Source organism: Globicatella sanguinis NBRC 15551, from assembly GCF_001552295.1.
GTDB classification, from domain to species: Bacteria; Bacillota; Bacilli; order Lactobacillales; family Aerococcaceae; genus Globicatella; species Globicatella sanguinis.
This window is the reverse complement of sequence record NZ_BCQX01000050.1, coordinates 1-15,668: the sequence shown is the minus strand read 5'-3', so window position 1 is coordinate 15,668 and position 15,668 is coordinate 1. Positions and strand designations below refer to the sequence as shown.

The following is a 15,668-nucleotide window of genomic DNA, read 5'->3' as shown; positions in this document are numbered from 1 at the left end:
AAGTCGTTTAGACGCCATTTGAGACCACTCAACCACTGCGCTTTGAATTAAATAGATATGGCTGAACAGAATTTAAAAAGTTTTTGCCCAGCCTCATTTCCACAATAGAGTGCAGAAATTAATTCGTTTGAATTAGAATAAAATCTTGTCTGCCCCACCAAATTGATTTCCTAAAGCTTGATGAGCAAGCACTTGTACATAATGCCATGGACGGTCATAATTTGGTTGATAGAAGAAGTCTACCATTGCTAATTGTTCTAACGTCCATTTAGCATTAATCGCGATGGATAACGCGTTGATGGAATCCGCAACGTCATGAATAGAAACAAATTGTGCGCCTAAAATCACATGCGTGTCTTCATCAAAGTAAATCTTCATATGAACCGTACCTGGTCGACGCATAAAGTCTGGATAAACTTTTTCTTCACAATAAGCTGAAGCAATCTTACCATCATAACTATCCGCACTCACATGCCCTAAACCTGTTGTAACAACCGTATAATCGAAAACATGTAAAGCAGAAGTACCTGATACAGGCATCATCTTCACTAATGATTCTTTTCCTAAAGCATGTAAAGCCGCCACAATTCCTTGACGACGAGCATTCGTTGCTAAAGCGATATTAGTTTTCTTGCCGGTCGGTGCATACATAATTTTAGTTGCATCCCCACCCGCATAAATGTCTGTTACAGAAGTGCGCATGAATTCATCGATTTCTACAAATCCACGATCATCGATATCGACAATTCCTTTTAACCATTCGGTATCTGGTTTAACTCCTACTGCAATAACAACGGTATCAGCCTCATATTCTCCTTTATCCGTTACAACGCCGGTTACTTTGCCGTCTTCACCGATTAATTTCTCAACTTTTTCTTGACCTTTGAAAGTCAAGCCTTTTTCTTTGGCATGATTTTCTAATACAGTCGCTAATTCCGGATCAACATAAGTTGGTAAAATATGTTCTAGACCATCTAGTAAAACTGTTTCGATTCCTGCTTCTGTGTAGGCCGTCGCCACTTCAACACCAATATAGCCTGCCCCAATGACGACTGCTTTTTTACTAGATTTCATTCGTTCTTTAACGGTTCCTGCATCTTCACGCCCACGGAAAGTATGAACATTTTCTAAATCGTACCCTTCAAATTTAGGAACAGGTGCAAAGCCACCAGGGCTGAGTAGGAGCTTATCATAGCTTTCTTCCTTCTCACCTTCACTATCCTTAATTTGAATTGTTTTAGCCTCAGGATTAATCCCCACTACTGCTGTTGAATAATGCATATGAATTCCTTGATCAGCATAAGATTGGTTGGTTGCAAAATGCAATTCGTCTAATGCTTGAGCAATACCTTGAAGATAAGACTGAGCACCACAAGACATAAAGGACGCGTGGTCACCTGCTTCATATAAATGAATCTCTGCACTCGGTTCTTGCTTCAAGATAGTCTGTACCGCTTCAAATCCAAAATGCGATGTTCCAACTACTACGTACTTCATAAAAAAGTCTCCTCTCGTTTATTATAACCATTTTAAACCGGTAACATATTCATCTTAACACTCATCAAAAAAACTTGCATCTAAAAAGACTTATATATGAATTTTTTTAGTTTGTTAGTACAAGACATTTCTGATGATTGAAATTTCAAAAAAATATATTTAATACTTAACAAGTGGGATTGAGATGAAGTAGCAAATAAAATGAGTTATGCTTTTGATGCTGTACACAATTTGGTTGGTATCAACTAATCTTTCGACTCCGTCTGACGCCAGTCAACTATTTCGATTATCAATTAATCAGATATTACCAACGTCACTGTTGAAGTTTTGTCCAATTTCCTTTCGTTATCTAACCATCCAAAGGATGGCTTTTTCACAAAGTTTCATTTTTCAAAACGATGTAAAATATTTTCATCAGAAAGCTAATTGAACAATGTAAGCATTCCAAACACAACAAAACTAATAAAAATGACAAAATGATGCATTTTTTGTTTTCATAAATTTTCAGTATGTCTCATTTTGAGACACAAAAACAGCCTTTTTTGAATGTTATTTTCATTTTCATAAATTTTAGAAAAATACTTCGCTAAACTTTATATATTCTTAATAATTAAGCAAAATGTGTCTCAAAATGAGACACGGGCTTGTGAATGAAAATAACCAGAATAAAATGATCCATTTTACTTGTAATTTTAAATTCGTTTCACAAGCAACCTGAATAATAACTAAAAAACGTCCTCAAAAATCGAATACTATTTAATGTATTATTGGTTTTCTAATTCACAATATTTCCCGTTGTTTTATTAAAACTATTTTTTCGAAACTCAAAACTAAAATACTATGGGGAGTTAACCAGCACCTACTAACGATTTTGGTATCAAGCAATTGCTGACGTCTTATTGCACGCAATCCATCGTCATGGCGTTAGAAATCGTGTTGCCATAATCATATCTCAGTACACAGCTGTTCTAAATTTTGATAAAGGCACACACGTGACATAACCTGGCATCATAAATGAATATGCTAGCACCATATCAAAGGCATTATCATCACTTTCTTGGTATAATAATGAAAATAAGGTTTAGGAGAGTGATTAAATCATGAGTCAACAAACATACATCATGTTAAAACCAGACTGCTTGAAGCGCGGCTTGATGGGAGAAGTGATTTCGCGGATTGAAAAGAAAGGATACCGTATGGTACAAGCCAAATTAATGACCCTTGACACATCGATTATTGCCGAACATTATGCTCATCTGATCGACAAACCTTTTTATCCTAGGCTCGAACAGTTTATGTTATCAGGCCCTGTCTTTGGCATGGTGGTAGAAGGGGAAGAAGTAATTCAAGGCATGAGAGCCATGATGGGACCAACGAATGTCTTTGAAGCGGCACCCGGTACGATTCGTGGAGACTATGCAACGGATGTCACTTATAATCTGATTCATGGATCAGACTCGCCTGAAACAGCTAAAGTAGAAATTAACCGATTTTTTAACTGATAATAAGCGACGTTCAAACGCAACAATAGTCTGTTCTACGTCGCTATCGAAGTAACTGCGTTGAAGTTTATTATTTAGCCAATTTAAAACGACTTTCATCTAACGTAAAAAATAAACATTGAAATATCGCTTAATAAATGATAATATCAATATACAATTAAAAATCACAACTTATCCAGAGCAAGCAGAGGGAATTGGCCCCATGACGCTTCAGCAACCTACCATTGGCAAGGTGCTAAATCCAACTCGAAAGAGATAGATGAGTCGAACCCAGTTATTTGGCACGACGAATCTCGTTGTGCTTTTTTAATTGAATAAATAACTAGGAGTGGTTCGTTTGTTACCAGAAATGAAGAGTAGTTTTGACGAGTTTATTAAAGGAATCAAAAAGTTTGATATTATGCCACATTTAAGATTTCGAAGAAGTCAGAGTGGTGATGTTACTGAACATGATTGGGTATTTCTAGTCAATACGCGCCCACCGCATAATGGGGCTCATCTTGGTCGTTGCTGTACCTGTTGTATTGGCAATGGCAGTATCAATGATTACGATCATTTCAAAGAATCTTTTAGCTATGAAGAATACGAAACGATTGTAAATCTGTTATTCGATTATATTTATACTGACTCTCAGCATAAATCCATTCAGCCATAATCCGACTCATCAAGAAAGAGGGTTTAAGTGCAACGCTATTGAGCATGCCACTTAGACTCTCTTTTTGTGTTGAAATATTTTTTGTAGAGACATAGCTTTTGTTGTTTAGCCAGATACAATTCCATTATCTTAAGCAGTGGCAAACAGTAGAAAATCGATTGAATTTTGCTTCGTTTGTTTGCTCTCTGTTTACGGTATTATCTTGAATTTTTTATTTTATCTAACCTCGAGATGCCCATAAGTCTGATTATGTTCTATACCGGTTAATCCGTAAAATCTTAAGCTTTATACTGCATTAAAAGTTCCAGATTATTGGTGACTTCATCCATCTCCTGTGAGATAGTCGTTAATCCTTCACGTTTATAGAATTTTACGGCACTCTCATTTTCATGATATACCGTAAGCAGCAATTCTTGACGAAGCCCTTTTACATAATCTAGTAATTGCTTGCCAATGCCTTTAGAACGCATACTCTTATCTACAAAAATCCCCGTAAGATAATTATCTTGCAACCCAACGAAGCCTACAATTTTATTCTCATATTCATAAACATAGATTTCAGCACCTAACAGTTGTTCTTTAACCATTGGTGCATTAGCTATCCAATATTCGCGATTTATAAAGTGATGTGACTCAAGATTGCTATCAAGCCAAATTTTCATCACTTGATCAAGATCTTCTAATTTAAACCCTCTAATCATCTTCAATTCCTACTTTCTGTGGTACTAATTTACTGGCTTTAGACTGGTACTATATATGGATTACAAATAAGCTATTTCGCTAATTCCTCCTAGGTATTAATACCGCGGTTTCCCTAGCTGACAGCTTGTAAATGAAGCGCTACACTATCTTGAAATTTTAAAGTATCTAGATTTTCAAAATTCAAATAAATAATCTGTTCTTCAGTTACTCCATTTTCTATTAGCCAATCCTTATATTGAAACATAATGGTAGACTTTCCAGACCTTCTAACACCTGTAATGACTTTTATGAAATCTTTATTCTTCCATTCTTTTAACCAGTTAAGTTCTCGTTCTCTGATTATCATTATTTTTCTCCCGTGGTATATTTTTATTTCACAACAATTATATCACCATAAGGGGGGTTATTTAAACATAACCCCAAACTTCATCTCCCTAAAGGAGGTATATATGATTTTTTATTAACATATCGCTATCAGAGAAGTAGATGATTGTGACATAACTCTCATTTTAAATTTTCTCTCAAACTATTTTAGTATCCTAATAGAATGAGAATTATCGATTGGTGAAGTATTATTTTCTAAAAATAAGATCTTTATCATACAATTAAAATATTGAAGTGCTCGAAAAAAAGCTGGGAAAAAACTGAATAGTTTTGGTCCCAGCTTATCTTCTAATTAATTAACTGTTCGGTGATTACGTGTCCTTAAGTTACATTCTTCGAATATATTTAAATCCTACTCAAATGCGCCAAGGTAGGCAGACGAAGTTAAAATCCTTTGATTATCAACGCTTATTCTTTCTATCTACGGTATTGCCCATTATTTGCACTTTTTAAATACTTACACTATTTATTAATAATAATAGTCATCGTAATCATAATCATCTTCATAATCCGGGAAATCACGATCAAATTCATTTAAAAGGGCTTCGATTAATTTTTCTCTGACCTGTTCAACACTAAGACTATTTACATAAGCTGTAATTTCTTTAAGCTCTTTTTGTCGCTCTTTTTGATATTCCTTTTCCCATTCATTGTATGCATCTTCTTTTGCTTTTTTCTCTTCTTCTATCTCTGCGATAATGGCATCCGCTTGTTTAGGAAAATAGTAGAAGTATAATGCTACCATATGCTTACAAACCACTCTTCTCCCATTAGCAAACGGGCAATTACATTTTGACTTTCTGGGATGATTAATATCAATTGAAACATGATACACATTTTCATTAGAGCCTTTAACTTCCCCTTTATAGATACCCTCGCCACAACAAGTTCCATTTAAAACAGCCTTATTTTGATGGTAGGAAATTCCTCTATGAAAAGACGCATTACTTGCCAAATGAACGAGTTTCAACTCTTCCCAAATACTCATATATCCACCTCAATTTTTCAAATATTATTAATTTTTCTTGTTAAAAAAGCTCATTCTTTCTACAAAATCCTTCACCATTGGACACAAATCGACTCGAGATAGATGCGTTTTTCTGTTCATTTCAAGGAATGGATTTTCGTATTTCCCCCTATCCACATAGTAAGATTACTCTCTATGCGTATAGGTACCACCCTATTTACCAAACGCAATCCATCATCGACTTCTTAAACTCAATTCTTTTCCCTTTACTAATATTTCACAACCTCACCAAATTGATATTCACGGTTTTTTACATAAGTGAAAATTTGATAAAGGTTATTTGAATGAAAATGACCAAAGTCACAGTTTGCTCCACCATTTTGCATTATGCCATAACCTGATGCATCATATACCGTCGTGAAGGCTTTAATCATTCTTCGAGTTACGCTGGTAATTTCTTGCATATAAGCGTCAGGAAGAGTGTGGCTTACTATATTTTAGCATTAGATCAACTGATCCAAATCCAGCACTTGGTCATATTTACTAAGATTGCTCGAATCTCTGTGTGTAATATTAATCAAGCAAATATCAACTTGATCAAGCAAATAATTTTCGATTCGATGGTAATTCTCTTTATCTAAGGCTGATAATGATTCATCCAAAATGATAAATTTCTTATTTTGCAAGAGGGCTCGAATGATTATCATACGTTGCTTCTGACCGCCAGAAAGATTGCCGTCTTCAATAATCAACTCGTCCCAATCATTAAACCTCTCATCCAAACCAAATTGTTCTAACAATTGTTGAGTCAATTCAACCGGTAAATCCCGATATAAGTGTAAATTATTTAATACTGTATCCGCAAAAATAATCGAATGTTGTGATATTAAGCCGATATGGTCTTGAACTTCTTGGTAACTGACTTGCTGACGATCCATATGATTGTATAGAATGGTTCCTTGGTCCGGATCAAGATTTTTTGTAATCAAATAAGCTAAAGTAGATTTTCCTTTACCACTACTGCCGACAATCAGGTACTTCATCCCTCGTTCAAATTGATAATTAAAATCTTCAAAAATCTTTTGATGGTTAATCGAATATGCGAGATTTTGAATATCAATCTGCTGCAACGACTCTATATGAGTAGTTGTTGGAGCATCGTCAGTTGCACGTTCACCCTGTGCATCGTACTTTTGTTTAATGTCTTTGACAGAGTGGATGCTTGATAAATTATCCGCAATCAAATTGACTGGCATTTCAAGTTCATTAGACAAAGCAATAATCGAAGCCAGTGCCCCAACGGTAATCGAGCCATTTAAGACTTGTCGTCCTCCTACCAATAAAATGCAGACCACACACCCATAGAAAAATAAGCCTATCAATACATTAATCAGCGCCGTAAGTTTTACACCTTTTTGATCAGCTTGATTAACCTCATCATATTTTTCATTCACTTTATCCGCAAAAATATTTGATGTTCTAAAGTTTTTAATATCTAAAAGACCTGTTACAAAATCCTTCAAATAAGTATTATAGATGGATTGATTTTTAGAAAGTTGGTTTTTGTTCTTACGCGTTTGATGTTTGAACACATAAGGAATCAAAATCGGAAAAATCGATACAATAATAATTAATCCCGCTGTTAATGGATCTAACGAGAACAACGCCATACAAGCAATAATAAATGTGATAACTCCTTGGTACAAAGAAATAATCGCATCATAATGAAAAGTCTTAATTTTATCGATGTCATTGTTCAAAATGGAGAGGTACTCACCACTGGATTTACTTTTATAATCCAAAAAATTAAGATTATAAAGCTTAGTAATAATTGTCTTGTGAATCGATAAGCCAACCTGATTAAGATATCGCGTATTAAAATATTGTCTAAAATATTCAATGACTAATAATAAGACCATAATCAACATCATCCATAAAATATTATTCATAAATGCGGTCTGATTTTGATGTGTCAGCGCATCAATAATGAATTGAATCTGATAACTGAACAGTACATTTAATGTTGATACTGCTGTAATACAGACTAAAACTAAAATAAATAAAATTTTTCGCATTTTTGTATCCTTTGTAATGCTTTTTGATTGTTTGATTAATTCGAATAAGTTAAATTTAATTCCCACTGCTCTCATAGATCCATGTATCAAAAGTCTCCGTATTCTCAACATCGAACAGATTTTTTAAGGCCATCGTTGCCCAATCCGTATTATCTGCTTCAAAATTAATCGACGGATAAACCTCAAAGAGCATATTCACAACTGTTAATGCAAACCGTACAAATGTCTTTTCATCAATCGAACTGACATAAGCAATTTCTTCATCTTCTACGAATGCAGCGTGTTGGATTTCATCATTGTTCTTTACATAGAGAACTTCATCAGGTATTAACGCTATAAAATCTTCAAATGGGGAAGTTAAAGGGTTAATCGACTCGTGAGCTGCTTTATAATATTTAAAGAGCATCTCACAACAAGCTAGATAGTCAGCATCACCACGACTTGCTTTGAATATCGTCATTTGTTGAAAAGATTCGATTGCAGCTAAGTCATTCTTTTCGACTTCTACTTCATGACATACTCTCACCTTTTTAAAGCCCTGTCCCTTTAGGAAATTAGCTTTCTGAATTTCAGAAGAAGCTATCATTGCTTGTAGAGGACACTTCATTTCGACTGCAATCGTCTGTAAAATCGACGCATCGCTAATCTTTTCATTACCATTCAAATCAAATTGAATATAACAATTCCTCAAATGATGTTGATTGCGATAGGTCTTGATTGTAGCCAGTCTCTTTCCGCATTCCTCTATTTGGTACACGTTTTTGTGCTTTGTAATATTCATACGCTTGTAGTCTCCTCTAAATGAGTGTGTATATAGTGCGAAATCAAATGAAAATCATCAGGGTTTCTAACCACTTTGTTTATACTTTTTTATTCCATTGGTTGAACGTTCTCTTCAATAAACTGAATTTCTTCTTCACTTAACCCATATTTTGCATATAGTTGTTGATCAATTTCCGGAATGGATTTTGACCAATCAATATCGGAATTGGAAGTGAAATTTTGAATAGGAATGAACTGATAAGTTTTTGAAGTGGCATCATGACTTGCTTTTGCAAGACCATGAAGATATCTGAAAAATTTAGTTTTAATATATTTAACAATATGTTCGCATGCTATTTCATCTAAGTTTTTCCCCCCACCAATTACAACATAAGACTCTGTGCATACAGAATTGGGCTCTGCTATAAGTGTATTAACGTTATCATCTGGCAATTCGGTTCCTACATTATTAGCTCTTGATGTTAAAATTTTCCACTCTTTAATCCAATCGTTTCTAGTTGATATATTTTCTATCTCGATATACCCTTTTTTGAAACCTTTGCTATAACAAACAATTGGATTTACTAAATCATCTGGCAATTCTTTATAAGCTTTACTTTTATTAAAGTTTGTTGGTAATCCAAACGGCTTACGGGGAGATACGTAACTTGAAAAATCATCGAACTTTAAATCACTTGTAAGCTTTTCTAATATGCCAGGCGCAAAATTATCTCGAATAAATAAATTTAAATCGCCTAATTTAAGAGGACGTATAACATCATTTATGACACGTTGATGTTTATAAGTCACAACTCGAGTCTTATTCTTCTCAGCATCATATTTTTGATTCCATACAAAGAAACATACGCCTCCACGTATATTTGTATTTGGAAAAACTTCATTTGGATTTAAAAAATCATGAAGTTGCGAGATATGTTTATTATTTAGCATAATGCTTCTAAACTTATCCAGCCCTTTTCCTCCGACATACCACCTTGTTGGAATGATATAGCTCATCAAATCAGGATTTAGCTTGATACTTTCTTCAATAAAAGAGTTGTACAAAGGCGTAGAGCTTGCCTGAGCTCCACCATCCTCTTCGCTATACGGCGGATTCCCTACAATCACATCAAACTTCACTTTTTCACCTCCATAGGCTTTGATTAAATCTTCTTCCATCGTTCCTTCTTGAGCGGATTTTGCCATATTCCATTGAACCAAGTTACGGGTATCAATATCTCCATGAATGCCATAGACATAATTTTTAGCAATATTATAAATAATATTACTTGGTGCCACCCCATAGACCTGATTTTCTAAGATCCACTTAATCCGCTCTGCTTGATCAGGAATTTGACCAGCTAATCCTTCATTCAGTCGTTTTACTAATTCAGTTAGATAGAGTCCACTTTTCGTATATAAATCCGCAAACTTCATATTTTTATTTTCAAAGATTCCAGGGTTCTCTTCTTCTAACTTGTCTACCATCAATTTAACGACACCTCGTGGCGTATATATCTGATTGGTCTGTTGATCCGGAATATAATCAAAAATATCTTCAGATAATTTCTCATCAAAGTAATCCGCTAACTCGTCTTTTTTATCAAAGAATTCTCGAATACTCGCATTAAAGACGGTTTCATCAAAGAAGCCTTTAAATTCACGTTCTTGACCCTCATCGTCTATATACTTGAATCCATCCCGTAATTTCTTAAATTCTTCAATCGTAATTGAGGTGATTTCCAAGAAAGTATTTGGGTCAATGTTTTGTTCAAAATTATTTAGCCTTGTATCGCGGTCGCCATAAGCCATGAGGAAGGCCGGAATCGTCCGAGTGAATCCACGTAAATGAACGCGGGTATCTTGTTCAGTTTGATTTTTCTTGCGTTCTTCAACTTTCTTATATTCCGTCTCAACTGTTTTCTCCAAAGTTTCTTGAGTGCGTCTTTGAATATTTTGTTGGAACTCTTGGCGAAGTTCTCTTTCTTTAGCTTGTCGTTCTTCATCAAGTTCCACCATAGTTTTGGTATTCTTAGGATCTACAAGTGCTTCATTATAGTCTTTTTGAATATAAGTTGTCTGGGTTGTAAAGTAGTCCACTTCTTGCTCAACCACATCTTTGATATTTCGTCGGACATTATCTTGAACACGATTTGTCTGGGTTGTATTCAAGTCAAATTGATCTTTTAATTCATCGAAGTCATCTTTAATACTATCCATGAAGCGATTAGTTAAGTCCGTCACCGTTACAGATTCAGGCTTGTCTTCGACTTGAAAAACTTTATCGCCAAAGATATCTCGAGTTCGGTTAATCACGATTTCTTCAGGGATTTCAACTTCACCATGATCATTCAGCATTGGATTCTGTAAATCAATTGGCCGTGTTTCTTTCGCATGCTTCTTATTTTCTTCTGGCTTAATCTTATTAAGAATTCCAACCAATTCTTTTGGTGCACCAAAAATCCCTACAATGTTATTGAAGAGCAAGTTAGACATGAAGCCTTGGCGAACCACTTCATGCGCTTTAATTTGACGCGGAATGGTTAGCACTTCCTCGGCATTGAGCTCTTTCATCTCACCTTGATTATCTTCTGCAATCACTGGGAAAAAATTCAATAATGTTTTAATCTGGTCATGACGTCGCTTCGTCGTCTCCGATTGACCAGGTGTTAGGTTGTTAGCAAATTCATCAAAGAGAATCAGCGTGCGCTCTGGCGCAAAGTCAAAAATATAAGCATTCTCTTTACGGAAGAGTTGACCATCCTTTTCGTACTCATAAGGATTCTGCGCTCTAAATGCGGCTTGAAAATACAGCGCAGGTGACTTAATATTTGACAACATCAATACAGCTGTCCACTCGGGAATCGTTACTCCCGTCGTAAGTTGTCCAACAGATAAGGTAATCGTCTTAGGATATTTAGCAATCGCTGCTTTGACTTTATCATATGATCTTTGATTTTTCTTAATTTCTTGACTTTGTTCTAACTCACTTTCACTATCAATCAGGCTTTCTCCATCCCCAGCAGCTAAGATGATTTGGTAATCTTTGAAGACCGGATGTTTTTTCAATAACGCTTCAAGAGCCTTGGCTGCTGCGACTCTCGGTAGAAGCCAAAATGTGTGGTCTAATTGATGACGGTACTCCGTCGGTGAAAAAGGCATCTTACCTTGCGACAAATTATCCAAAAACTTAACGACACTCGCCTCATACTCAAAACGTCCATTGTCTTTCGTTGCGAAGAACTCATTCAAGTCAAATGCATAATCCATATTGCCATCTTCTTCTAGATTCGCACCTTTTTGTAGTCGTTCTTGGACGAGACTACTCATCTGATAAGTAAAAAGACTTAAGGTTGGTAATTTTTCATAAGGATTGGTATCAAGTGTCGGATCCCAGTTCGCCTTAGCTTGTTGCTCATCAAGATAGGACCAGTTATAAATCTGATCCACTGCAAACTTCTCATTCGCAATTGCCTTAAAAGGTGTTCCAGATAAATGAAGCGTGAAATCACGATTAATTTTATCGAATGCTCGATCTGTCTTGCGTGTATCTACCCCTTCATGTGCTTCATCAATTACTAAAAGATCCCAAGATATTTGAGCTACCCAGTCTAACTTTTTATGAGGCCCTCCTGCAAAACGAGCCCCTTTCAAGTCTTGTAATGAAATAAACGTCACTTGTTTAGCGTCCTCAGCCTCTTCTGAAACTGCAAACTCGACAAATTCATCCCGTGTCATACCTTTACCTTTTAAAGCATCCGTTTCGGAAACGAACTTCATATTAGGTTCTTTATGGCTAATGAATTTATGAAAGTCCTCATACCAAGAGTTCGCAATTGCTGGACGATTAGTAACAATGAGTGTATTAACAGCTCCTAACTGCAACATCAAATCATAAGTTGTTAACGTCTTACCAAAACGAGGTTTAGCATTCCACAAGAATTCTCGTTCATTGCCTACCTGTCGATAGTAAGTCAATGTTTCTTCAACAGCTTCAGCCTGTTCACTGCGAAGCTCATAATCCATCGGTTCAATGGTTACTTGTTGCTTACTAGCGCCTGATTGAATAAACTCGTCCGTTAAAGTCTCCGCTCTTTCAATCTGCCCATTAAAGTAGAACCATTCATTAGCACTAGTACCAAAATTATGGCGACGGACACCACGTGATGTCAGATATCGGTGAAGGTCACTATCATGGAACCATTGTCCATCTTTTCTTTGAGCTACACGATGGAATTTAATATCTGGTATTAGGCCAGCGGTTCCCACTTGTTCCTGAATCCGTGCTTCTACTTCGCGTGAAGTCTCGCCAATTTTAATATAACCGTCATGGTCAGGAACTTGGGGTAATGTATACCCATAAATTTTTAGATTAAGCTCTTCAAATGGTTTAATTTGTGTTCGATTCATCGATTTCCTCCACTTCTTCTAAATAGACATCTTCAATTCGACAAGGCAAGTAACGATAGTTTTTTTCTTGTGAATCATCAAATTTCTCTTCTTCAAATAAATCGAATAAACTTAACTGTTTATCTTCTTCAGGCAACAAACTTCCATGGATGTAGCCAGGTTCATGCTCAATTTTCTCGGCAATTTCTTCCAAACTATATTCTGTTCTTTGAATTTTTATCTTCTTCTGATGAGGTCGCATCTTTAAAAGTTTCCATTCAGTAAAGATTATCGGATCACCATTCACTTGTTGCTTTGTCAAAAAATTCCCTTGAACAATATTTTTGGAAATGATATATTGAGCAGCTCGAAAAATCTTATCGCGAACTTGTCTTTGGTGTCCCTCTGCGGCTTCTCGATAATAATCAATATAGACATTATACATATTCATTACACACCGTTGGGCATTATCCTCCAAAAGCTCTATCCCATATAGTGTTGTCAAAGCAAGCAACGAGTAAATTTCGTATTCTTTCAGATTTTCATTATAGTCTTCTTTCACTATTTCAAGCTTTCTTTTGAGTATTTCCGTTAAGAAAGCTCCTTCTCCAGCTGATGGCTCCAAGAAGGTGGCAGTTAGAGATTCACAAGCTTCCTTAATTCCTGGTTGATCGAGCATCATTTTAACAATACGCTTGGGAGTGAAAACTTCTCCGTGCTTTTGAACTCGTTTTTTACTTTTGATAATTACTTCATTACTATCCATCAAGCATTTCTCTCCCACGTCATGAATTATTTTCAGTTCAACATCAATCATCAAACTTTCATTAATCTATATTCTAGCATATCTTGTAAGCTTTTACACCATCACTAAGCACTCAACTGCCTAATGAACAGGCGAATACTTATTGAATATACAAAGTTTGATTGACAAAATTTTGTATATTCATTTTAGCCATGCACCTTCCTAATTTCAACATTGTACTATCGTTACTTGAGTCATAGAGAAAATCACGGCCTTTTTGTATCAAAACGATATTGGTGCTTTCTCTATCTAAACTATATTTTTCGAATATAAAAAGAAGCATCCTCTACACTCAGTTTTAAAACATAAGTGTAAGTTCGCTTCCTCTAAACTATATATTATCGCTAATAACTAAATGAGACAACTTAATATGACCAACGTTAATGCGCATAATGACAGTCTCTTATCTATTTACAAAGCATCTTTCAATTTTGCGACAACAGCTTCTGATACTTCTTTGATACCTTCTGGGTAAAGCCAATCATAGCTGTCATCTTCATACCTTGGGAAAACATGGAGATGAAAATGACCAAAGTCACAGTTTGCTCCACCATTCTGCATTATGCCATAACCTGATGCATGATATACCGTCGTGAAGGCTTTAATTATTCTTCGAGTCACGCTGGTAATTTCTTGCACATAGGCGTCAGGAAGATTGACAATAGAATCGACATGAATCTTAGGGATTATCAGTACATGCCCTTCATTGGCCGGTTCAATATCCAGAATCGTCATCGTTTTTTCCGTCTCATCCACAACATAAGCTACTTGCTGACGCTTGACTATATCACAAAACATACACATACTACTTGCTCCTCATAAGTATAGATACTGAAATTTTTATTGCTTGTCTGACACATTTTTCCTAACAGCTAGTAGTAAGACCTGCGCTTCACATTCATTAAGCTCTCCTTGCATGAATCATCGATTTATCGCTTTTTCGATTCGAGATTTATAAGTGCAAATGTAGAACGAAGCGAAAATTTATTTAATTTTCTACTTCTGGCCCACTCCCTAATTTCTAAAAGGCTCTATCCCCCTTGTTACAAGAGACTTTTATTTTTAACGTTCAAATTAATTATTTGGGACGATTACAGCGCAATATGATAGACAATCTGACAATGACGCTTGTGGATGGTACTGCATTGCCTGATAATCCATTCTTCCTTCTGGATATAGCGATAGGACTTCGAATCCTGCTTCATTAGCCATTCGCTCGAAGTCTTCTGGTAAGTAACATTTCAACCGTTGAGTGTACTTTTCATCCGTGCCTTCCCTCTTCCAGATATCAATCATTTCATGCGCAGCCTCATCATAGTAATAATGATGTGAGACATCCTCGATTAAAGGTAATGTGACACCATCTGCTTTCCGCCAATGATTCGGATTATAGACTTCAATATATGCTTTTCCGTCTGGTTTCAGCCATTCTTTAATCCGTTTTAATAACTTCAACTGATCCGCATCCGCGCCAATACCAAACCCATCTAAATAATAGACTAAATCGAATTGCGACTGGGCATCAAATTGATAAAAATCTTCCCTTAAAAAATTGACCTGCGCTGCATACTTCGCTTGATTCTCGAGCGCAATTTGGTGCACCGTAGGCTCAAAGTCAATAGCTGTCACCTCAACATCCAAATCACTCAAAGAAATGGCAGCCAAGCCCACCCCACAACCTAACTCCAAGGCAGTAGCGGGTCGGTCAGATAGTCGCTCTAACATGGTATGAACGGTCGATTGATAATCTTCTACCGAAAGTTCCCGATATGCTGCTTGTAACATCTTTTGCGTCTCATAGTAAAATGTTTGATTTTCTTGCATAAAGTTTCCTCCCTCTTAACAAAGTTGTTATTTCAATAGTTTACTCCACTTTAGCATAGTACCTTTTTTAATACAATTAATGCCTCTTTTCAGATAGTGTCAAATT

Annotated in this window: 13 protein-coding genes and 1 riboswitch; of the genes, 2 read left to right on the top strand and 11 right to left on the bottom strand. The window is 35.9% G+C overall.

The genetic code is table 11. The features are described 5' to 3' along the window. Nucleotides 1-132: 132 nt before the first annotated feature. Nucleotides 133-1,497 carry an FAD-dependent oxidoreductase gene (locus GSA01S_RS05685; protein ID WP_066125701.1) on the bottom strand — a complete coding sequence of 455 codons (1,365 nt, stop codon included), beginning with the start codon at nucleotides 1,495-1,497 and terminating at the stop codon, nucleotides 133-135. Between the two features lie 1,100 nt (nucleotides 1,498-2,597). Between GSA01S_RS05685 and ndk the strand changes: the two genes are divergently transcribed. Both ndk and GSA01S_RS05675 read left to right on the top strand, forming a co-directional pair. Then, a complete protein-coding gene (gene ndk, locus GSA01S_RS05680; protein WP_066125699.1) occupies nucleotides 2,598-2,999 on the top strand; it encodes a nucleoside-diphosphate kinase in 402 nt (133 codons plus the stop codon). A gap of 168 nt (nucleotides 3,000-3,167) precedes the next feature. Beyond that, nucleotides 3,168-3,265: riboswitch (SAM riboswitch) on the top strand. Nucleotides 3,266-3,336: 71 nt separating this feature from the next. After that, nucleotides 3,337-3,654 (top strand): hypothetical protein, encoded by a 318-nt coding sequence (locus tag GSA01S_RS05675; RefSeq protein WP_066125697.1) that lies wholly within the window; start codon nucleotides 3,337-3,339, stop codon nucleotides 3,652-3,654. A gap of 278 nt (nucleotides 3,655-3,932) precedes the next feature. On the opposite strand, the gene GSA01S_RS05670 is transcribed toward GSA01S_RS05675, so the two are convergent. From GSA01S_RS05670 to GSA01S_RS05625, 10 genes are all read right to left on the bottom strand, one after another. After that, entirely contained in the window at nucleotides 3,933-4,355 is a 423-nt protein-coding gene (locus tag GSA01S_RS05670) for a GNAT family N-acetyltransferase (protein WP_066125695.1), read from the bottom strand. A gap of 113 nt (nucleotides 4,356-4,468) precedes the next feature. Further along, on the bottom strand, nucleotides 4,469-4,702 hold the full coding sequence (locus tag GSA01S_RS05665; RefSeq protein ID WP_066125692.1) for an AAA family ATPase: 234 nt from the start codon (nucleotides 4,700-4,702) through the stop codon (nucleotides 4,469-4,471). Between the two features lie 507 nt (nucleotides 4,703-5,209). Continuing rightward, a complete protein-coding gene (locus tag GSA01S_RS05660; protein WP_066125690.1) occupies nucleotides 5,210-5,728 on the bottom strand; it encodes an SWIM zinc finger family protein in 519 nt (172 codons plus the stop codon). 248 nt (nucleotides 5,729-5,976) lie between these two features. Continuing rightward, the gene (locus GSA01S_RS05655; RefSeq protein WP_066125687.1) at nucleotides 5,977-6,171 is read right to left on the bottom strand and encodes an HIT family protein; all 195 of its coding nucleotides are present in this window, start codon (nucleotides 6,169-6,171) and stop codon (nucleotides 5,977-5,979) included. Between the two features lie 39 nt (nucleotides 6,172-6,210). After that, the gene (locus tag GSA01S_RS05650) at nucleotides 6,211-7,782 is read right to left on the bottom strand and encodes an ABC transporter transmembrane domain-containing protein (RefSeq protein WP_169792679.1); all 1,572 of its coding nucleotides are present in this window, start codon (nucleotides 7,780-7,782) and stop codon (nucleotides 6,211-6,213) included. 55 nt (nucleotides 7,783-7,837) lie between these two features. Next, the gene (locus tag GSA01S_RS05645) at nucleotides 7,838-8,563 is read right to left on the bottom strand and encodes a hypothetical protein (RefSeq protein WP_066125683.1); all 726 of its coding nucleotides are present in this window, start codon (nucleotides 8,561-8,563) and stop codon (nucleotides 7,838-7,840) included. 89 nt (nucleotides 8,564-8,652) lie between these two features. Beyond that, a complete protein-coding gene (locus GSA01S_RS05640; protein WP_066125681.1) occupies nucleotides 8,653-12,954 on the bottom strand; it encodes an Eco57I restriction-modification methylase domain-containing protein in 4,302 nt (1,433 codons plus the stop codon). After that, nucleotides 12,935-13,750, bottom strand: a complete 816-nt coding sequence (locus tag GSA01S_RS05635) for a DNA methyltransferase family protein (RefSeq protein ID WP_373276903.1) — start codon at nucleotides 13,748-13,750, stop codon at nucleotides 12,935-12,937. The genes GSA01S_RS05640 and GSA01S_RS05635 overlap by 20 nt, the downstream gene beginning before the upstream one ends. Before the next feature lie 399 nt (nucleotides 13,751-14,149). Further along, on the bottom strand, nucleotides 14,150-14,542 hold the full coding sequence (locus tag GSA01S_RS05630; protein ID WP_066125677.1) for an HIT family protein: 393 nt from the start codon (nucleotides 14,540-14,542) through the stop codon (nucleotides 14,150-14,152). Between the two features lie 270 nt (nucleotides 14,543-14,812). Beyond that, entirely contained in the window at nucleotides 14,813-15,562 is a 750-nt protein-coding gene (locus GSA01S_RS05625) for a class I SAM-dependent methyltransferase (protein ID WP_066125674.1), read from the bottom strand. Nucleotides 15,563-15,668 lie beyond the last annotated feature (106 nt).